Source organism: Pseudomonas guariconensis (assembly GCF_040822035.1).
Lineage (GTDB): Bacteria > Pseudomonadota > Gammaproteobacteria > Pseudomonadales > Pseudomonadaceae > Aquipseudomonas > Aquipseudomonas guariconensis.
This window is the reverse complement of the sequence record NZ_CP162012.1, coordinates 1,996,303-2,016,791: the sequence shown is the minus strand read 5'-3', so window position 1 is coordinate 2,016,791 and position 20,489 is coordinate 1,996,303. Positions and strand designations below refer to the sequence as shown.

The following is a 20,489-nucleotide window of genomic DNA, read 5'->3' as shown; positions in this document are numbered from 1 at the left end:
ATGACCTCACGGTTTTGTCGCGGGCACGGCTTCGAGAAGCGCGCTCACGGCATCCAGATCACAGGCTTCGGCCAATGCACACATATGGGCCGCCAGCATCTCGAGCTCCTGCGGAAGACCTTGCACCCATTCGAACAGGTCCGTGACCGCCCCCGCCTCGAGCAACACACGTAACTCCCGCAAACGATGCGCCTCCAGGCTGCTCAATTGGTGGATCAGCAGCACCCGGTCGCACGGCACATCCTCCCTGCCTTCTATGCGATAACCCAGCCCCAGTAGCTGCGCCAGCGTCTGGCGCAATGTCGCCAGATTGACCGGCTTTATCAGCGCAGCGTCGAAGGCGGGGTGCGGTGGGCTGGGCAGATGCTGGCTGTGCTGGGTCGCCGAAATCAACACCACAGGCAGCGCGGGCCAACGCTCGCGCAATGCTCGCAGCAACTGCGCGCCGTTGAGCTTGGGCATCAGGTAATCGGTCAGGACCAACGCTGGCGGCTGGGAAACGGTCGCGGCGAGCCGTGCCAGGCAATCCTCGCCATCCACCGCCGCCTGGACAGCGAACCCGCAAGTGAGCAGTTCATCTACCAACAAATTGCGGATGTCGTCGTTGTCTTCGACCACCCACACCGTGCGCCCCTCCCCCAGGACCGGCGGTACGGCAATCGAGAAATCCAGCCATTGCGGCTCGGTGATCTGGCTCTCGCAAGCGACATTGACCGTCAGGCAAAACCCGATGCGCGTCCCTTCTCCAACGGCGCTGTCGACCTCAACGTTCGCGCCCATCAGCCCCAACCAGTGATCGACGATGGCCAAGCCCAGTCCACTGCCCTCCACTTCGTGGGCGTGGCTGCGAAAGAAAGGCGCAAACAGGTTCGGCAAGTCTTCTTTGGCGATGCCAAGGCCGGTGTCGTGCACGCAGAAATGCAGGTCCACGCAGCTCGCCTTGCCCGGTGTATCCGTCGCACGCACCTTCAGGCCGATCATGCCGTCTCGGGTGAACTTGGCGGCGTTGTCCAGCAGATTGATCAACACCTGGCGCAGGCGCTTGGCATCGACTTCCACAACGGGCGGCACAGCCCCGGACAGGTCGAACGAGAATTTGTTGTTGCGTCGCAGGGCCAGGACTTGCGCCTCCATGACCACCGAGTCCAGCACACCATGAAAGTACACCGGCGCCACGAGCAAGGTTTGTCCCGAGGTGCCTTTGGCGTAATCGATCAGGTCGCTGACCAGCGCCAGCATGTGGTTGGCGCTCTTGAAGATCACCCCCGCCTTTCGTGTGATCGCGCCCCCTTCGGCTTGCAACAGTTGCGCGTAGCCGATGATCGAGGTCAGCGGCGAGCGCAGATCATGGCTGACCCGACCGAGAAATTCGATTTTTGCCTGGCTGGCGTTGTTGGCTTCGACCACGGCGGCCTGAAGCGCCCGTGTACGCTGGGTCACGGCCTTTTCCAAGCGGTGCTTTTGCTGGCGTTCGCTCTCGAGCAGCTCCTGCTCGATCTGCTTGCGCCTGACCTGCTGCTCGAGGGCGAACAAGCCAATGATGCCGATAATGATGCCCAACCGGATGAGCATGGCCGAGATGTTGAACAGCCCGTCATAGTTGATGGCAAAGGTGTAGTTGAAGGTGAACCACAGGCTTTCCAGCCAGCTGAACAGGAACAGCACCAACAGCACCTGGCGATAGGGGTTGCCGCGCAAGGCGACGCGCGATAACGAGAAAGGCCATGCCAGCAGCACGGTCAGGCTCAGGTAGGCGCTGAGCGTGCGCAGCGTATTGTTGTCCCACAATGCCTGGCTCAGGACCAACGCCCCTATGAGCACCACGCTCGGCCAATAGAAGTACCGCCACGCCCGGCGCTGGCGAAGGTCGAGCAATAGCAGCGCCGAGGTCAGGAAGCTGAACAGCGCGATCTGCCAGAACGTCGTGCGCAGGGCCAGCCCCATGGATTGCAATCCATCGAACAGCTGAAAAGTCAGGTAGCCTTCCTGTTCGGCCTGCATGGCGAAGGTTGCCAGCAGCCACAGGGCAAGTGTCATGAAGGCCAGCTTCAGCCGCAGTAGCAGGATCGCCACCAGCGCCAGCACACACCCGAACAGCACGGCATGCTGCAACTGCTCGAGGCGGTCCTGGGCCTGCACGGCGTCCGCCTCCCATAACCTGAGTGACAGCGTGGGCCTGTGTTCGCTTTGCACCCGAATCAACAGATCGCTCGGCGTTGCGCCGACGAAAGTGATGGGCAGCAGATTCCGCTGACTGTGAATCGTCCGCGCCTCGATGGGCAGCGAAGGGCCGGTGCGCTGATGGTCGATCACTTCGCCGGTACGGGCATCGAGTTGGTAGAGATCGATGTCTCCGACTCGCCAGGGCGCAACTTCCAGCCAGCGCTCGGTGACCGGCAAGTCCGGTGCCTGGACCTTGAGCCTCAGCCAGAGCGCGGAATGACGACGCGGCGCGCTCAGAAGCGCTTTGCTGGCTGGACGCCAGCGTGCCTGTTGCAGGGCCTGCTGCGCTTCGAGGGCCTGTCCGGGGGGCTCTTCGAAGACTTGGGCACTACCAGTGAGCGCTTGGAACGGGGCGTGGAAACTGCGCTGATCGAACACCGCCACCGAGCCGAAGGCCAGCAACAACAGCAAGGCCCCGAAAAAGACCGTGCATGCGCTACGAGCGTCAGTCGACATCGCCCGACTCCAAGTTGCCGCGCGACTGGCGAAACTGATTGGGCGAGAGCCCGTAACGGTCGCGAAACGCCGTCGAGAAGCTGGCGCCGCTGGTGAATCCCACCTCCAGGGCGATCGCCTGGGAGGCAAGGCCGGTGTTGGACAGCAGGCGGCACGCCTCCTTCATGCGTTCCTCTCGCAGGAATTCGAACACCGTCACCCCGGCGCACTGGCGGAAGGCTTCGTTCAGGCGTTTGCTGTTGGTGCCCACCTGCGCGGCCAGCTCGTGCAGGTCAGGGGTCGTGCTCAACGCATTCACCAACACGTTGCGCGCGGTCTGGAACAGTATGTTGTCGAGGTTGCGCACTGGTGCGGCCTGATGCTCATTCACCGAAGCGTTGTCCAGTTTGCGTCGAAGATGAATCACCAGCCGCAGACGGATCTCTTCCAGCCTGAAGGGTTTGACGATGTAGTCGACCGCGCCGCACAGCAGGCCTTGCACCCGCTGGTCAGGCATGCCCGCGCCTGTCAGGAAGATCACGGGGATCTGCCGGGTCAATGCCGAGGCCTGCATCATTCGACAACAGGTCAGGCCATCGCAAACCGGCATCAGCACATCCATCAACACGATGTCCGGATTGATCAGCTGAACCTTCTTGAATGCATCCTGGCCGTTGCGTGCCAGATACACGCGGCAACCTTGCTGCTGCAGGTAGTCGGCGAGCAGCATCCGCTCATTGTCGACATCATCGACGACCAGGATACGCTGCCCTTGGAGAACGTCTGGCGCAAGATTTAGCGTCTCGATGAAACTCCCTCCTCTACCGGCCGATTACAGAGCCGGCCCGCACCATCACGCAGGCCTGTACAGCCGTTTTATCGCATGCCACTTTTGCGCGCTTCAACTGCGGATACTTCGCGAGCGCGTCTGCGCCAACAAAAATTTCCCGCCAGCGAAAGACGCGGCCCTCCGGGCAAAAGCCACGCCCACCCAATGGCTTGATAATCCACGGTACACCGTGCTCGAAGTGCGACGTCCTCTTGACCGTGGAGCCTCTCCCCATGAATTTACGATCCCTCGCCATCGGAAGCCGCTGCGCGCTTATTTTCTCGCTCATCGCCTTGTTGACGCTGGCGATCGGCGTGACTGCCATCCTGCAAACCCGATCCATGAACGCCTCGGCCGAACAAGTCCGCCAGCACTGGCTGCCCGGTGTGATGGCCACCGGCGATATCAGCAACCATCTGGGGCGGATACGTTCGCTGGCCCTGCGCAATTTCATCGAGCAAGACGTTGAAGACGTGCGCAGGATCGAATCGCTCAAGGGCGATGTTTCCAGCGCGTTGGCCGAATACGAGAAAACCCTCCACAGCGAAGAAGACCGTGCCCTCTTCACCGCCTTCAGCCGCGAATACGCAAACTACCTGACGATACTGGACAAGGTCCTCGCAGCCCAGGGCGACAAGGCGGCGACCATGAACACCATCAAGCATGAGCTGTCCCCTCAGGCCGACAGCATGATGGCCGCCCTCAATGCCCTGCGAATCTTCAACTCCGACAGCGCCGACCGCGCAGCCGAAGCCAGCGAAAAGGCTTACTACGAGGCGTTCTTCGCCATCGTCGTAGCCTTGGTGGTCATCCTGCTCGTGATGCTGCTCTGCTCGTTCTTGCTGACCCGTAGCATCGTGCGCCCGCTGGCGGATGCCATTGCGGTCGCCCAGCGGATTGCCGGCAACGACCTGACCCAAGAGCTCCGTATCAAGGAGCGCGACGAGCCGGGCCAATTGCTGGCATCGCTCAAGCACATGCAGGACAGCCTGCGCCAGACCTTGCAGCACATCGCTCAATCCTCCGACCAGCTCGCCTCCGCGGCCGAAGAGCTGCACGCGGTGACCGAAGATACCAACCGTGGATTGCACCAGCAGAGCGCGGAGATCGAACAGGCCGCAACCGCTGTCAACGAAATGACCGCAGCCGTCGAGGAAGTGGCCAGCAATGCAGTCAATACTGCTCAGGCCTCCGAGGACGCCGACAGCACCACGCGCCAGGGCCGCGAGAAAGTCGAACAGGCACTGGGTTCGCTCCAGCAACTGGTGGGCGATGTCAGCACGACCTCTGGGCAGATCGCCGAGCTGGCGCACCGCGCCAACGAGATCAACCGCGTGCTCGAGGTGATCGGTGAGATCGCCGAGCAGACCAATCTACTGGCCTTGAACGCCGCGATCGAGGCGGCGCGGGCAGGCGAAGCCGGGCGTGGCTTCGCGGTGGTAGCCGACGAAGTACGCGCCCTCGCCCATCGCACCCAGCAGTCCACCGGCGAGATCGAACAGATGATCAGCGGCATCCGCTCCGGCACTGCGCATGCGGTCGATGCCATGCGCGCAAGTGAAAGCCGCGCCAACAGTACGCTGGAAATCGCCCAGGCGGCGGGCCACGCCCTGACGGTTATCTCCCAGTCCATGTCCACCATCAACGACCGCAACCTGGTGATCGCCAGCGCCTCCGAACAGCAGGCTCAGGTCGCCCGGGAAGTCGATCGCAACCTGGTCAATATCCGTGACCTGTCGATGCAGACCTCCGCGGGCGCAAACCAGACCAGCGCGGCCAGCCAGGCGTTGTCCCAACTTGCAATCGAACTCAACGGCTTGGTGGCGAACTTCAAGATCTGACCACGGAAGGGTTTGCGACGATGAACGACATTCAATCACCGGAATTTGCCTTGTGGTCGTCAAGGCACGTGCACTTGAAGGGGTTCACCGAATCCGAGTACGACGAGGCCATCCTGGAGGCCCAGTTGCTCCGGCAGAAGAGGTTGGTGACCGAGCAGGAGTGGATTCAAATGGTGAAGACGGCAAACCTTCTCCTGGCCCGGGCCACATCCTGAACGTGCTCTGGGTCACGGCTCACGGCGGTGGAATCAAATCCAACGTGCGCTCCACTTCCTCGATGTCGATCCTGAAACCGTCGCCATCGGGGGTACCGACCACATAAGCGAAGTGCTGGTTGTCTCGGTCGGTGTGGTACTTGTAGTAGCTGACGAAGCGATTGGGCGGTTGCAGGGCGAGCAAAGCACCGCCCGGTTGCAGGACATTGACCCCATGCACCAGCTGGCTGCCCTCGACACCGATCACCACCTGCGCCCCGGCGCAGGCCGCAACGATGGACGGCACGTCGCTTTTCAGCGGATCGACCACGTGAAAACCACGGGTTCGACGCAGGTGCTCGGCCAACTCCAGTTCGTTGCGCAGCAAGCGCAGGTCGCCGTCGCCACCGCGCAGCAAGAACACGCCGGGGTGAGCCTGATAGTTCACCCGCGACAGCAGCTTGTCGCCCATGGCGCGAAAACGCAGATACTTGTTGCGGTTGTTACAGAAGTCATCGAACAGCACCAGTTCATGGAAGTAGGCGCCACTCAGGCGCCTTGGCTTCATGCCGAGCCAGTCTTCGTAGGGCGGCGCCTGGGTGTAGATGGGAAACCGCACCGACGGCCCGACAGTGACCGGCACACCTTCCTCGGCGGCCAGGGGATAGGTCACGCAGTCTTCGACCATCCAGTTGCCGAACCAGGTATTGCCGTTGACCGAACAGTAGATCGCCCCGCGGTCGATCTCATGCTCCACGACCACAGGCGGGAATGCCCTGGGCCGTTGGGAAAGCCAGAAACTGGCCCGCCCCTTGTACAGCACTCCGTCGATCAACCAGACGTCCTTGAGCAGATAGCCCCGGGTCGGGCCCTGCACCACTTCGCCCAACCCTGCCATGGTGCGGGCCGGGTGCTCATATGGATAGAAGCGTTTTTCCTCCCAGCCGGTGACGCGCTCCAGCTGGCCGGGCAGCGCAATGGCTGGCGGAGAGAACGACAGGCAACCTGGGGCGATGTCCCAGCTTTTTTCCGCGATGCTTTTCAGGCTGATATCGACATGACGAGCCAGCCGTTTTCGCGCGATGTATTTATACGCGGCCAATGTCCAGTGCCGACGATGATGGGAATCCAATTGACTGAACGCCGACACCTCACTTTCCATGAACAGTCCTCCCCACTGAGCGGGACCCGTCAGGAACGGCAAACCCATAAAGGATGTAGCCACCCTTTATGAACCTGACAAATAGGCCGGAATATCAACGCGAAACGTCAATGCACCCTTTAACTCATTGATATGAAAGCCACGCTTCATTGAAACAGCGCCCCTTATATCCAGTAACAAGTAAAGGTGCCAACAAATGACTTTGCAAGCGCTCTACCTCGGGTATTTGCCAATTATTTTATGGCGTCAAATTAATCACCCGACTTAAATAGTTTGCACTTGCAATGAACATTCAGACTCCGCTTCGCGCCGTCAGTCGATATGAGGATGCTGTTGCGCCAAACGTGCGCGCTGGGCTTGAAGCTCGGCAATCTTCGCGTCGATGTCTTCGATCTTCTGCTCCAGCGTGTCGTGGTGTTCCTGCAGCAGCTCGCGCGCTTCTTCGATGTCCGAGGCAGCGGGGGCAGCGCCGTGCAGGGGCTTGTTGGCCGTCTCCTTCATCGACACGCCCGTGGCCAATCCCACCAATGCGATCACCATCAGGTAGTAGGCCGGCATGTACAGGTTTTCGGTGCTCTCCACCAGCCAGGCGGCGATGGTTGGGGTCAGCCCGGCGATCAGCACCGAAATGTTGAAGGCGCTGGCCAAAGCGCTGTAGCGGATATGGGTGGGGAACATCGCCGGCAAGGTAGAAGCCATCACCCCGATGAAGAAATTGAGCAGCACGGCCAGGATCAGCAAACCGGCGAAGATCACCCCGAGCACGCCGCTGTTGATCAGCATGAACGCCGGAATGGCAAGCACCAACAGCCCCACGCTGCCACCGATGATGAAGGGCCGGCGGCCGACCTTGTCGCTCAACAGGCCAATGATCGGCTGCACGAACAACATGCCGACCATGATCGCGATGATGATCAGCACCCCATGGTCTTCGCTGTAGTGCAGGTTATGGGACAGGTAGCTGGGCATGTAGGTGAGCAGCATGTAGTAGGTGACGTTGGTGGCGATGACCACACCCACGCAGGTCACCAGGCTGCGCCAGTGCTGGGTGGCGACCTCCTTGAACGACACCTTCGGGCCTGAAGCCAGGCCCTCGCGATCGCCCTGCTCCAGCTTGTCGACATGCTGCTGGAAAGCTGGCGTCTCTTCGAGGGCGTGGCGCAGGTAGAGGCCGATCAGGCCCAGCGGCAAGGCCAGGAAGAACGGCAAGCGCCAGCCCCACTCCAGAAACGCCGCCTCGCCCAGTGCAGTGGAGATGAGCACCACCAGGCCCGCGCCCAGCACGAACCCTGCGATCGAACCGAAGTCCAGCCAACTGCCGAGAAAGCCCCGCTTGCGGTCCGGTGCGTATTCGGCCACGAAAATCGACGCCCCGGTGTATTCGCCGCCCACCGAGAACCCTTGGGCCATCTTGGCCAGCAGCAACAGGATCGGCGCCCAGATGCCGATCGAGGCATAGGACGGGATCAGCCCGATGGCGAACGTACTCAAGGACATGATCACGATGGTCGCCGCCAACACCTTCTGACGCCCATAGCGGTCACCCAACGCGCCGAAGAACAGCCCACCCAGCGGGCGGATCAGGAATGGCACCGAGAACGTGGCCAGTGCCGCGATCATCTGCACCCCGGGGCTTGCGTTAGGAAAGAACACCTTGCCCAGTGCATAGGCAACGAACCCATAGACACCGAAGTCGAACCACTCCATGGCATTGCCCAGCGCCGCGGCGGTGATCGCCTTGCGCATCTTGGCGTCGTCGACGATGGTGATGTCCTGCAAGCCGATCGGCTTGACGGTCTTTTTCCGTGATTTCATGGTCGCTCCCTGTCGCGGATGCACGTTCTATGGCATCAGATACAGCGGAACGTAAAAAAATTCACCGTCAGGCTGTGCAGTCCCCGTGGGGCAGGTTTACCGGCGAATGCCGTTGATGAAACCACTGTCGCATTGGCGGGTAAATTCGCTTCCGCAAAGGGCAGTTTGCGCCCCCTGCAGACCGCAGCACCGGCTTCGTCACGGGCCATCCTGGTTACAGGCATATCGCCAGAGTCTGGCTATGCTTGCTAGGCGCGTGCGCAGCGCACGCCTAACCGGAATCGACGACATGGAAAGAAGCCCGATGAAACTCACCCGCTCCCTCGCCCTTGCTTCGCTGACCTGCGCCGCCAGTTTCACCGTCGTTGCGGCCCCGCTGCCGCTGGGCAGTGAAGCCCTGGAAAGCCACGTCTCCACCCATGTACTGGCGGTGGATGCGCCGAACTACCAGGTCACCGTCGAAGGCCCCAACCAGAAACCTGTGACCTTCCAGCTCACCGAGAAAGCCAAGGCCTTGCCCAACCTCAAGGTGGGGGACAACGTGGACATCTACGTGACCCGGGCGGTCGCCTACGAACTCAATACCGAGGTCGGTGGTGCGCCGAAGATGAGCGAGGAGTCCGGCACCATCCGCGCCACCAAGGACAACCCCAACCCCGGCGGCGAGGCGTTCCGCCAGGTCAAGGTCACTTCCAAGATCAGCAAGATCGACCTGAAGAACCATGAAGTGACCCTGCTGCCGCCGGAAGGCAAGGTGCAGGTGGTCAAGGTCGAGAACCCTGATCTACAAGCGCGCATGAAGAACCTCAAGGTCGGCCAGACGGTCGATGCCATCTACACCGAGGTGCTGCGCGTCGAGACCTCACGCTGAAGGTGTGGCGGTGTTGCAGCCCATCGTAGGCTTTGCCCCACAGGTCCAAGCGCGACGTGGTACCTGTGGGCCTTCATTCGGCGCTCGGCCATTGCGCCTGCAAGAACGCCATCAACGCCCCCGCCGCCGGTGACAGGCTGCGCCCCTTGCGGGTGAGCATGCCGATCTGGCGCTCCACCTTGGGCGCGGCCAAGGGCAGGAAGGCGAGTTTTTCGTTTTCCAGCGGAAACGCCAGGTACGGCAGGGTACTGATCCCTACCCCTTCTTCCAACATCGCGATCAACGAAATCATGTTGGAGACGAACAACCGCCTGTGCTCCAGCAAACACGCTGCATCCGTGCCTTCCAGTAGCCGCGAGGTGCCGTTGCCGATCATCGGCAGGCCCTGCAGCTGCGACCAATGCAAGGCCCCGCCCACTTGCACCAGTGGATGATCGGCCCGGCACACCACGCCCACCTGGTCATGGGCGATCGGCATGAACTCGATCTGCTCGTCCTCCATCCACAGGCTACTGATCCCGAAGTCCACCTGCCCCTTGGTCAACAGTTGCTGGACACTTTCGGCCGTGCCGTCCTGGATGCTGACTTGCACGTTCGGGTGCTCGGCCACGAAACGCGCCAACGGCCCTGGCAGCAAACGGCTGGCCACCGAGGGCACGGTGGCGATGCTGACCTGGCCAATCTCGTGCCGGGCCAGCAAGGTGGCCTCGCGGGCGATGCGGTCGTGGTGTTCGATCAAGCCGCGAAACAGCGGCAGGCAATGCTCGCCGAACGGCGTGAGCTCCACGCGGCCACCGCCCTTCTCGACCAGGGCCTGGCCCAGTTTCTGCTCCAGCTCCCGCACCGCCAGGGAAATGGCCGGTTGGGTGCGAAACGCCTGGCGTGCGGCGGCGTGGAAGCTCTTGAGTTCGGCGACCAGCACGAAATAGCGCAGTTGGGCAATCTTCAGTTCGGGCAGCATGGTTAGCGATCCTTATCAAAGCATTTTTTTTATTAATTTTTATTTGCTGCATATTGCTCGCAAGATGAGAGCCAGGCAAACGGAGGCTTTCATCCATGACGTACAAGAACTACATCGATGGCCAGTGGTGCGAAGGCCAGGCCACCCTGGCGAATCACAGCCCCTCGGATACTCGCGACCTGATCGGCGAGTACCACCAGGCCAGCGCCGAACAGGCCCGCCAGGCGATCCAGGCTGCCCGCGCCGCACAACCCCTGTGGGCCGCCTCGGGCCTTGAGGCCCGCCAGCAGGTGCTGATGGCCATCGGCGACGAGCTGATCGCCCGCAAGGAAGAACTCGGCGAGCTGCTCTCGCGTGAAGAAGGCAAGCCGCTGGCCGAAGGCATCGGCGAGGTCAACCGCAGCGGCCAGTTCTTCCACTACTACGCCGCCGAAGTGCTGCGCCAGATGGGCGAGACCGCCGCCTCCGTGCGTCCAGGGATCGACATCGAAGTGCACCGCGAGCCAGTGGGCGTGGTAGGCATCATCACCCCGTGGAACTTCCCCATGGCCACGGCGGCCTGGAAGATCGCCCCGGCCCTGGCCTTCGGCAATGCCGTGGTGTTCAAACCGGCCAATCTGGTGCCGGCCAGCGCCTGGGCCTTGACCGAGATCATCAGTCGCCAAGGCCTGCCCGCCGGCACCTTCAACCTGGTCATGGGCAGCGGCGCCAGCGTCGGCGAAACCCTGGTCAACTCGGCCGACATCGACGCCCTGACCTTCACTGGATCCCTGGAAACCGGCCGCCGCGTCGCCGTTGCCACCGCCGGCAACCTGGTGCGCTGCCAGCTGGAGATGGGCAGCAAGAACGCTCTGGTGGTGATGGACGACGCCGACCTGGACCTGGCGGTGGAATGCGCGCTCAACGGGGCGTTCTTCGGCACCGGGCAGAAGTGCACGGCGTCTTCGCGCTTGATCGTCTGCGAGGCAATCCACGACCGTTTTGTCGAGGCCCTGCGCCTGCGCATGCGCCAGCTCAAGGTCGGCCATGCCCTGCAAGCCGGGGTGCAGATCGGCCCGGTCGCCGATGCGCGCCAGCTGGAGCAGAACCTGGAGTACCTGCACCTGGCCCAGGCCGAAGGCGCCACCTTGATCGAAGGCGGCGAACGCCTGCAGCTGGACACCGACGGCTATTACATGCGCCCGGCGCTGTTCATCGACAGCCGCAACGACATGCGCATCAACCGCGAAGAGGTCTTTGGCCCCATCGCCTGCGTAATCCGCGTGCGCGACTTCGAAGAGGCCCTAGCCACGCTCAACGACACCCAATACGGCCTCACCGCCGGCATCATCACCCAGTCCCTGCGCCACGCCAGTGAGTTCAAGCGCCGCGCCCAGACCGGCTGCGTGATGGTCAACCTGCCCACCGCCGGCACCGACTACCACGTGCCGTTCGGCGGTCGCAAAGCGTCGAGCTTCGGCCCGCGCGAACAGGGCCAGTACGCCCGCGACTTCTACACCGTGGTCAAGACCACCTATCTGCGGCCCTGAAGGAATACGCGCCATGCACGACCTCTTGATGATCGACGGCCTGCAGTACTCCAACTGGGGCCCGGAGATATTCCAGCAAATGCAGGCCGGTGGCCTGAGCGCGGTGCACGCCACCATCGCCTACCACGAGAACGCTCGCGAAACCCTGTCGCGCCTGGGCGAGTGGAACCGCCGCTTCGAGACCTGGCCCGAACTGATCCGCCCGGTACGCTCGGCCAGCGACATTCGCCTGGCCCATGAAGAGGGCCGCGTGGGGATCTTCTTCGGATTCCAGAACTGCTCGCCGATCGAGGACGACATCGCCTTGGTGGAAGTCTTCCGCCAGCTCGGGGTGTTCGTCATGCAGCTGACCTACAACAACCAGAGCTTGCTGGCCAGCGGTTGCTACGAGCGCGAAGACAACGGCATCAGCCGCTTCGGGCGCCAGGTGATCGCCGAGATGAACCGCGTCGGCATGCTGATCGACATGTCCCACAGCGCCGAACGCAGCACGCTGGAGGCCATCGAGCTGTCGACCCGGCCAGTGATCATCTCCCACGCCAACCCGTCGAGCTTCCACGCCGCCAAGCGCAACAAGTCCGACGCGGTGCTGTGCGCAATCGCCGAGTCCGGCGGGCTGCTGGGCTTTAGCACCTACCCGTTCCACCTCAAGGGCGCTTCGGAGTGCTCCCTGGAGAGCTTCTGCGACATGGTCGCGCGTACCGCCGACCTGATGGGCGTCGAGCACATCGGCATCGGCACCGACCTGTGCCAGGGACAGCCGCTGTCAGTGCTCGAATGGATGCGCAACGGCCGCTGGAGCAAGGAGAAAGACTACGGCGAAGGCTCCAAGGACAACGCCAACTGGCCAGCGCCGTTGCAATGGTTCCGCGACAGCCGCGACTTCCCCAACATCGCCCAGGGCCTGCGCGCCCGTGGCTTTGCCGAGGAAGACGTGCGCAAGATCATGGGGCTGAACTGGTTGCGCCTGCTGGAAACCGCCACCACGGCGCAGGCCTGAGCCCCTCGCACGGACAGCCTTACAAAAACAACAATCACAGGTTCCGGAGGCTAAATGAAAAACCCAACCACCCTGCCGGCTGACGACCAGACCCTGCGCCTGCCGCTGTCGCGGGACATCGACTGGCCGCTGTTTCTGATCAGCGGCGGTTTCCTTGGCGCATTTCTGTTGGCGGCCCTGATCGACATCGATGTGGTCTCGGCCCTGGTCAACACGTTGTTCGCCTGGTCGACCAAGGCCTTTGGCCTGTATTGGCAGGTCTTGATGCTGGCGACCTTCGTGGTCAGCCTGGCCATTGGCTTTTCCAAGTGCGGGCGCGTACGCCTGGGCGGCGTGACCCAACGCCCGGACATCAGCACCTTCAACTGGATCGCCGTGATCATGTGCGCCCTGCTGGCCGGCGGCGGCGCCTTCTGGGCCGCGGCCGAGCCGCTGATGCACTTTGCCAGCCCGCCACCGCTGTTCGCGGGCGTGCAACCGCACAGCGAAGCGGCGGCCACCGCAGCCCTGGCGCAGTCCTTCCTGCACTGGGGTTTCCTGGCCTGGGCGGTGCTCGGCAGCTTGCTGGCGATCGTGCTGATGCACCTGCACTACGACAAAGGCTTGCCACTGGCTCCGCGCACCCTGCTCTACCCGCTGTTCGGCGAACGCGCGCTCAAAGGCCCGATCGGCACCCTGGCCGACGCCACCTCGATCATCGCGGTGGTCGCCGGCACCATCGGCCCGATCGGTTTCCTGGGCTTGCAGATCAGCAGCGCCTTGCATGCGGTGTGGGGTGTCCCCAACGGCATCGTCACCCAATCGATCACCATCGTGCTGGTCACGGCGATGTACACCGTCTCCTGCCTGGTAGGGCTCAAGGGCATCCGCTTCGTCAGCGAAATCAACGTCTGGCTGATGATTGGCCTGGCGGTGTTCATGGTGGTGTTCGGGCCGACGCTGTTCATCCTCGGCGGTTTCCCGCAGGCCTTCGCCCTGCATGTGGAGCACTTCATCCCGATGACGATGTTCCGCGCCGATCCCAAGTGGCTGGACTGGTGGACGGTGTTCTACTGGGGCTGGTTCATCGGCTATGCGCCGATGGTGGCGCTGTACGTCGCGCGGATCTCGCGGGGCCGCACTATCCGCGAGATCATCATGACCCTGTCGATCATCGCACCGTTGGTGACCATGTTCTGGTTCACCGTGGTCGGCGGGACCGGCATTGGCCTTGAGTTGCAGACCCCAGGCATTGTCACCGCTCATGGCGCCCAACCCGAGGACCTGCTGCTGGGCGTGACGCAGAACCTGCCGCTGGGCGGCTTGATCAGCGCGCTGTTCCTGTTCCTGAGCTTCATCTCGGTAGCCACCAACGGCGATGCCATGGCCTTCACCGTGGCGCTGGCGATGTCCAGCAACGATAAACCGAAGAAATGGCTGTGCGGCTTCTGGGCCATCGGCATGGGCCTGGCGGCGGTGGTGCTGATCACCATCGGCGCAGGCGGCGTGACCGCCCTGCAGTCCTTCATTGTCATCACCGCGGTGCCGGTGTCGCTGGTGATCCTGCCAGCGTTGTGGGATGCGGTGCGCATCGCCCGGCACATGGCCCGCGAACAAGGCGTCTGAACATGATGCATCCAGGTACGACAACAATGTCCAACACCGTGCTTGCCACCCCCACGCTGCGCCCTGCCGACCAGGTCATGGACTTGGCCCGGTTGGGCAGCCACTTCCAAAGCCCGCTGAGCTTCGTGCGCAGCAGCATGCGGCGGATGATGAACCAGCGCTGGCAGATCCAGCGCAGCCGCTTCGACCTCGATGGCGAAGGTTTCGGCACTGTGATCTACCGCATCGACACGCCGAGTGCCCATTACCACTGCGTGATCTTCTCGGCCTACCTGCCGCCGGAAAAGCGCAGCGACCGGGTGATCGCCGACCAGTGGGACGTGACCTTCGTGCTGGTGGCCGGGGATGTCGACGCGGCGCAACTGGACGACCTTGCGCGCAACGTGCCGCTGCAGGAAGCCGGTCGCTTCGATGCCCGCGTGCTGGTGCTGTCCCGGGCCAACCGCAGCCTGCGCAACTTCGACCGGTTCCTGGCGGCGCTGGCCGAAGGACAGCAACCGGACCCGCGTCAGCTGGCCGAGGTGGGCTACCTCTACCGCACCACCGCCGTCTACGGCAACGGTAAGTTCGGCATCGCCGACTTTGGTTGCCTGCAAGACAACCCGGACTTCAACCAGCCGTTCAGCGCGCAGATGTTCACGGTGTACCTGCTGCGCCATTTCAGCATCGAGCAGATCGAGCACATGGCCCGTGCGCTCAACCCACAACGGGCGGTACAGCTGGCCCCGGCACTGCAACGCTACCTGGGCGTAGGCAATGCCACGGGCCTGGGCATGGCGCCTTTTTTGATCAATCACCCGCAGCTCGTGGAGCGCTGGATCAGCACGCGGGAAACCGCCCTGGCGCAGGTACTGGCACGATCGGCCGAACCTGCGCATCTGGCCCGCCTTCAGCGGTTGCTCAGCCGCGCCCACCTGCACCTGAGCCAGACCCAGACCGAAGATGTGCGCCAGCACGAGCAAAACCTGCGCACCCTCGCCGAGCTGTCGGCGTTGGCCGACTGGCTCGGTGGCCAGCCGGCGGGCGACGATCTCTGGCCGCGCCTGCTGGCCTGGAGCGAAGCCCACGCCGGGCTAGGTTGCCAGGAACTGCTGGTGAGCCTGTTGCTGGAGCTGTACCCCGAGCAAGTCACGCCGCTGGCCGAGCAGATGGGTGTGGTCGAAGGCCTGCGCCTGGATGCCCAGATGCCCCTTGCGCAGTTGCGTGAACTCATCGAGCGGCAGTACGCCTGGGCCCTGGCCTACGACTTCGGCAATGTCGAAGCCGAGCATTTCTTCTGGTACCGCTCGGCCGAAAAAGAAGAGCCGCGCCTGGGCATGCGCGCCGAGGAGCCGGGCGCCGAAAAAGAGATGCAACTGGGCATCGCCCGCAACATCCAGCGCTGTCATGGGGCGTTAGTAGAGCACCTGCGCGAGCAACCCCAGGCACTGACCGCGCATTTCCTCATCGCCCAACCGGCGTTCAAGGGCACGGTGCGCCGCCTGCAAGGCATGGCGCATACCAGCTATGGCGAAATCCGCGCCAACCTGCTGGCCCAGGACATGCTGCCGATCCACCTGCTGCGCTGCAAACTGGCGTTCTTCGGCGCGGGCAAGTTCGACCCCAAGTCCAGTCGCTGGGTACGCATCACGCTGTTCCAGGGCGCGCCGCTGGTCAGCGACATCGGCCAGCCGTTCGATGACGACTGGAACTTCGCGGTGATGCCGCAGGAGGGGCTGTGACCATGCGCGTATCGCTCAACGAAATCCAGGTGATGTGCCGCAAGGCCTTCGAAGGCATGGGCTTTGCCGCTGGCGACTGCGAGGACGCCGCCGACCTGGTCGGCTGGTTGCACCTGCAGGGGCTGGACGGCATCGGCACGCTGGAAAAAGCCCTGGACTATCTGCAAAGCGAAGCCGAGCAGCCGTTCACCCTGTGCTACGAAGACAGCGCCCTGCTGGTGATCGACGCCAAGGGCCAGAGCGTGCTGCGTTGCGCCGCGACCGTGGTGGAACTGGCGCTGGGCAAGGCCCTGCGCAGCGGTCAGGCGGTGCTGCGTATTCACCACTGCCACAACCGCCTGCTGTTGCTGGGCTACCTGAGCCGGGCGGCCGAAATGGGGCTGCAGGTGCAGGCCCGCTGGGACGATGCCCGCCAGCGCCATGTGGCCAGCTTCGCCGCAGGCGCCAACCATCCTCAACTGCACTGCGACGCCCCGCCCGGTGCCGGGGATGCGATCGAGCAGAGCATCACGGTGTTGTTCAGTCGGCCTGCCCGGGCCATCGCTCCGGTCGCCGCGACCCACAGCCTGCTCAACCAAGGGTTCACGGTCAGCGAACACACCTGGCGCAGGCTCAAGCAGATGGCCGATCACATCCTCGTCGAAAGCACCGAAGCCTCCCGCCGCCATGGCGCGGGCGGCGGCAGCGATGCCGACTGACCCTTACCGAACACTCAGGAATTTCCTTCATGAAACATGCGATCAAGACCAACCTGTTCGCCTCCAAGGCCCCATTGGAATGGGCGATCGTCGGCAATGGCACTCTGTACACCGCACAGATTCCCATCGACGCCCACGGCCAGGTCGTCGCTGGCGGCATCGAGGCCCAGACCCGCCAGACCCTGGACAATCTGCGGCACACCCTGGAGGCGGCCGGCAGCTCGCTGGACGCCGTGACCCAAGTGCTGATCTACGTCACCGACCGCAGTTACCTGGCCACGGTCAACAGCCTGTACACCGATTATTTCCAAGCGCCCTACCCCAACCGTGCAGCCGTGGTGGTGGCCGGTTTGGCGCGGGAGGAAATGCTGGTGGAACTGGTGGTCTACGCCTGCGTGTAAACCCACCCTGAGGCTGCCTGGCAGCCTCGCTCGCGCAAGGCACCGGCCGTGCCGTTCACGGCAGTTCGGTTAACCCGCTCGCACAGGATTCACCGGGACCAGGTGGGTGTCGATTTACACGCGAATGGGCCTCGAAAACCCTGCAAGAACAGGAGTTGGATAGACAGATCGCGCACCGCGCAGACCAATCGCGCACTCATCGTCGTCGCCAGGGGCCTGTGCAATATCGCGGCCCAAGGAACGCGCTAATAGTGGCTAGCCCCTACACAACAACGAGGCTAGATCCGTGTATTCACGCGTCCTGTGTTCCCTGTCCCTGCTCACCCTCGCCATTGGCGCCGCTCACGCCGCCGACCCGCTCAACACTCCGCGCCTGGTGGGCATGGACAACTTCCGCGACCTTGCCGGCACCACCACCGCGTACAGCACCGCCCACAATGGGACCCTGCGCGCCGGCGTGTTCTACCGCACCAACGCCGTGACACCGACCAACGCGGACATGGCCACCCTCACCAGCCTGAACATCGGCAAGGTGTTCGACCTGCGCACCCCCAACGAGATCGCCGTCACGCCTGACCGCCTGCCGCCCGGCGTTCGCTACCAGAACATCGACATCATCGGTGCGACCACCTCGGGGGTGGACATCACCAACACCACGTTCCACAACGCCGACGAGGCGATTGCCATGATGAAGGAGACCAACCGCGCATTCGTCTATGACGCGGGCATGCGTAGCCAGTACACCGTGCTGTTCAACGAACTGGCCAGCGCCGAAGGCGCGACATTGTTCCATTGCACCGCCGGCAAGGACCGCACCGGCTGGACCGCTGCGGTACTGCAAAGCATCGCCGGGGTGGACGACGCCACCATCATGGCCAACTACCTGGCCACCAACGACTACACCGCTGACCGCATCGCGGCGACGCTGGCAGCGCTGCCGCCGAACCTGGCGGCGATCTACGGGCCGATGATCGGCGTGGACGCCAGCTACCTGCAGGCTGGGCTCGATGAGGTCAAGGCGCGCTACGGCACCATGGACAACTACCTCAAACAGGGCCTAGGCCTGTCCCAGGAAACGATCTACGTGCTGCGCGGCAAGATGGTCCGCTATAACAGCCTGCCCGGCCAGGCCAGCCTGCAAGGCAACGCTGCCGCCGGCGCAGGTCTGTTGCAGGACCTGCAGGACAGCTCGCTCTCTGGCACTTACAGCGCCTACAACTACTACCTGCAATCGGCCATCGATGCTGGCACCTTGGGGGGCTTGGAATCCACTGTCGGGGGCCAGGTGCATGCGGATGCGGCCAGCTACCTGCTGCGCCAGGGCGCGATGATCGACCAGGCAGCAGCGCCCTTCACCCATGGCGCGGACCTCAAGCCTGGTCAGTCGCGCCTGTGGAGCACGGCGCTGGCCGGCTATGTGGGCACCGACGGCTCGTCCCACGCACAAAGCAGCAACGAGCACAGCCAGGGTCTGATGATCGGCGTGACCCAGCGCGTTTCCGAGCAGCTCAGTGCCCATGCCGGCTTCGGTTACAGCAACGGCAACGTCGGCGGCGCTGGCGGTGAGGCAGACACCGACCTGACCTTCCTCAGTGCAGGTGCCCGCTTCGCTCCCGGCAGCCTGGAGCGAGGGCTGTTCATCGATGCCAAGGCCAGCGCCGGGTGGTTCGACTATCAAAGCAAGCGCGATCTGGGCGGCGGCCTGGGCCGGGCCAAGGGCGACAGTCACGGCAACCTGGCGGGGGCGAGCGTTGCCTTGGGCTATCGCCTGAACAGCGGCGCGCTGGTGCTGGAACCGAGCCTGGGCGTGAGGGTCAGTCATGTGGACCTGTCGGGGTTCACTGAAAAAGGCAGCGAGCTGGCCCTGGACGTCGATGGCATCGGGCAGACCCGACGCAGCGCCGTGGCCAACCTTCAGGGCAACCTGGCGGCGGTGCACTTGGACAGCGGCTGGCAGCTGGTGCCGGGCTTCTCGGTGGGTTACGAGCATGTGCTTGGGGATCATCAGGTGGACAGCGAAGGTCATCTGCTGGGGCTGGATATCGAACAACGCGCCGCGTTCGACAATCGCGACCAGTTCACCGGCGCGGTCAACCTCATGGCCAACCTGGGTGCGTTCAGCGTGGGCGGTGAAGTGGCGGCCATGGGGGGCGGTGACAGCCATGGGGTGAGCGGGAGCCTGAAGGCCAGCTACGCGTTCTGACCCCCACTGCTCTGCAGAGCGGGGGCTTACACTCCCCGCAGCACCTGAGCGGGGCTCACGCCATAGGCCTGTTGGAAGTAGTGCGAAAACCGCCCGGCGTTGCTGAACCCATGACGCAACGCCACCTCCGACACCGAGCCGGACTCCCCACGTGCCAGGGCTTCATAGGCCCGCTCCAGGCGTACCTGGCGTTGATAATCGACGATCGATGCCCCCACGAACCGCTTGAAGCCCTGCTGCAGAGCCCGCAGGCTGACGTTGGCCAGCGCTGCCAGCTCGGCCCCGCTGGTCAGGCTGTGGGGGTTGGCGCGGATGTAGTCCATGGCCAGCTTCACATGCCGCGGCGCGATTTGCGGCGAGGGCCGGCGCAGCGCTTCGCTGTGGTTGTGCGGCCAGGCCTCGAGCACCGCGTCGACCAGCATTTCCTGCAAGCGCACTGGCATCAGCACGCCCGCGTGGATCAACGAGTCGAACGCGTTCCCCGTGGCCAGCTCGAGCAACGCACGAATGCCCTGGAACGCCGCGACACCCAGGTCCACCACCGGCTCGAAGCGGATCGGTTGTAATACCGGACGGCCCAACAGGATCGCCAGCCGCTCGGTGATCAGCCCCCGGCGGATCGACATGCCGCACTGGGCATGGTCGTCGGCAAAATGCAGGGTCCGGATCGCTCGCTTGTCGATGGCCAGGCCCATACCGGGCCGGCCGGTCGTCTCGACGCCGTGCTCGAAGACGACCCGCCCGGCGCTGGGCAGCACGAAGGTGATCTCATCTTGCGGGGCGCCAAAGGTGATGGAGCAATCGCCCCGGTAGTGCATGCGGCGAAAGCTGACGCCCTCGTGCCGCCCATAGACGCCACTGATGACGATGTCGTCCGACAGCGCCAGCGAGTCGGCATAGAGGTTGTCGAACATCTGCGAGAACAACGCACCGAAAGCGTCGCTGCGCAGGCCTCGGGAGCGGAGGATGATCTGTTTGCGGGGCGTGCCGGAAAACACCTT

16 protein-coding genes are annotated in these 20,489 nt (G+C 63.4%); 10 read left to right on the top strand and 6 right to left on the bottom strand.

Features of this window, described 5'->3' with window-relative positions; genetic code table 11:
- Window positions 1-6 precede the first annotated feature (6 nt).
- Complete coding sequence (locus tag AB1N67_RS09120; RefSeq protein ID WP_367863687.1) at window positions 7-2,679, bottom strand: ATP-binding protein; 2,673 nt, start codon at window positions 2,677-2,679, stop codon at window positions 7-9.
- The gene (locus AB1N67_RS09115) at window positions 2,669-3,418 is read right to left on the bottom strand and encodes a DNA-binding response regulator (RefSeq protein WP_269475583.1); all 750 of its coding nucleotides are present in this window, start codon (window positions 3,416-3,418) and stop codon (window positions 2,669-2,671) included. The genes AB1N67_RS09120 and AB1N67_RS09115 overlap by 11 nt, the downstream gene beginning before the upstream one ends.
- 302 nt (window positions 3,419-3,720) lie before the next feature.
- Between AB1N67_RS09115 and AB1N67_RS09110 the strand changes: the two genes are divergently transcribed.
- Both AB1N67_RS09110 and AB1N67_RS09105 read left to right on the top strand, forming a co-directional pair.
- Window positions 3,721-5,328 carry a methyl-accepting chemotaxis protein gene (locus AB1N67_RS09110; protein ID WP_197853596.1) on the top strand — a complete coding sequence of 536 codons (1,608 nt, stop codon included), beginning with the start codon at window positions 3,721-3,723 and terminating at the stop codon, window positions 5,326-5,328.
- A 20-nt stretch (window positions 5,329-5,348) separates the two neighbouring features.
- Entirely contained in the window at window positions 5,349-5,543 is a 195-nt protein-coding gene (locus tag AB1N67_RS09105) for a hypothetical protein (RefSeq protein WP_182818513.1), read from the top strand.
- Window positions 5,544-5,562: 19 nt separating this feature from the next.
- On the opposite strand, the gene AB1N67_RS09100 is transcribed toward AB1N67_RS09105, so the two are convergent.
- Window positions 5,563-6,684, bottom strand: a complete 1,122-nt coding sequence (locus AB1N67_RS09100) for a glycosyltransferase 61 family protein (RefSeq protein ID WP_367863686.1) — start codon at window positions 6,682-6,684, stop codon at window positions 5,563-5,565.
- Between the two features lie 312 nt (window positions 6,685-6,996).
- Window positions 6,997-8,499 carry a glycine betaine/L-proline transporter ProP gene (gene proP / locus AB1N67_RS09095; protein WP_043214829.1) on the bottom strand — a complete coding sequence of 501 codons (1,503 nt, stop codon included), beginning with the start codon at window positions 8,497-8,499 and terminating at the stop codon, window positions 6,997-6,999.
- 304 nt (window positions 8,500-8,803) lie between these two features.
- Between proP and AB1N67_RS09090 the strand changes: the two genes are divergently transcribed.
- Complete coding sequence (locus tag AB1N67_RS09090; RefSeq protein ID WP_232092033.1) at window positions 8,804-9,370, top strand: hypothetical protein; 567 nt, start codon at window positions 8,804-8,806, stop codon at window positions 9,368-9,370.
- Window positions 9,371-9,443: 73 nt separating this feature from the next.
- Here the strand turns inward: AB1N67_RS09090 and AB1N67_RS09085 are convergent, their stop codons facing one another.
- Window positions 9,444-10,331, bottom strand: a complete 888-nt coding sequence (locus AB1N67_RS09085) for a LysR family transcriptional regulator (RefSeq protein WP_182941167.1) — start codon at window positions 10,329-10,331, stop codon at window positions 9,444-9,446.
- Between the two features lie 95 nt (window positions 10,332-10,426).
- On the opposite strand from AB1N67_RS09085, the gene AB1N67_RS09080 reads away from it, so the two are divergent.
- The 7 genes from AB1N67_RS09080 (at window position 10,427) to AB1N67_RS09050 (ending at window position 19,488) form a co-directional block, all read left to right on the top strand.
- Window positions 10,427-11,860 carry an aldehyde dehydrogenase family protein gene (locus AB1N67_RS09080; RefSeq protein WP_102081978.1) on the top strand — a complete coding sequence of 478 codons (1,434 nt, stop codon included), beginning with the start codon at window positions 10,427-10,429 and terminating at the stop codon, window positions 11,858-11,860.
- 13 nt (window positions 11,861-11,873) lie between these two features.
- Window positions 11,874-12,860 (top strand): dipeptidase, encoded by a 987-nt coding sequence (locus tag AB1N67_RS09075; RefSeq protein ID WP_197853598.1) that lies wholly within the window; start codon window positions 11,874-11,876, stop codon window positions 12,858-12,860.
- 54 nt (window positions 12,861-12,914) lie between these two features.
- Complete coding sequence (locus tag AB1N67_RS09070; protein WP_367863685.1) at window positions 12,915-14,465, top strand: BCCT family transporter; 1,551 nt, start codon at window positions 12,915-12,917, stop codon at window positions 14,463-14,465.
- Between the two features lie 26 nt (window positions 14,466-14,491).
- The gene (locus tag AB1N67_RS09065) at window positions 14,492-16,186 is read left to right on the top strand and encodes a hypothetical protein (RefSeq protein ID WP_043209244.1); all 1,695 of its coding nucleotides are present in this window, start codon (window positions 14,492-14,494) and stop codon (window positions 16,184-16,186) included.
- 2 nt (window positions 16,187-16,188) lie between these two features.
- The gene (locus tag AB1N67_RS09060) at window positions 16,189-16,884 is read left to right on the top strand and encodes a DUF3726 domain-containing protein (protein WP_043209242.1); all 696 of its coding nucleotides are present in this window, start codon (window positions 16,189-16,191) and stop codon (window positions 16,882-16,884) included.
- Between the two features lie 29 nt (window positions 16,885-16,913).
- Complete coding sequence (locus AB1N67_RS09055; RefSeq protein ID WP_197853601.1) at window positions 16,914-17,285, top strand: RidA family protein; 372 nt, start codon at window positions 16,914-16,916, stop codon at window positions 17,283-17,285.
- A 286-nt stretch (window positions 17,286-17,571) separates the two neighbouring features.
- On the top strand, window positions 17,572-19,488 hold the full coding sequence (locus AB1N67_RS09050) for a tyrosine-protein phosphatase (RefSeq protein WP_367863684.1): 1,917 nt from the start codon (window positions 17,572-17,574) through the stop codon (window positions 19,486-19,488).
- A 26-nt stretch (window positions 19,489-19,514) separates the two neighbouring features.
- Here the strand turns inward: AB1N67_RS09050 and AB1N67_RS09045 are convergent, their stop codons facing one another.
- Window positions 19,515-20,486, bottom strand: a complete 972-nt coding sequence (locus AB1N67_RS09045) for an AraC family transcriptional regulator (protein ID WP_043209237.1) — start codon at window positions 20,484-20,486, stop codon at window positions 19,515-19,517.
- Between the last annotated feature and the right edge of the window lie 3 nt (window positions 20,487-20,489).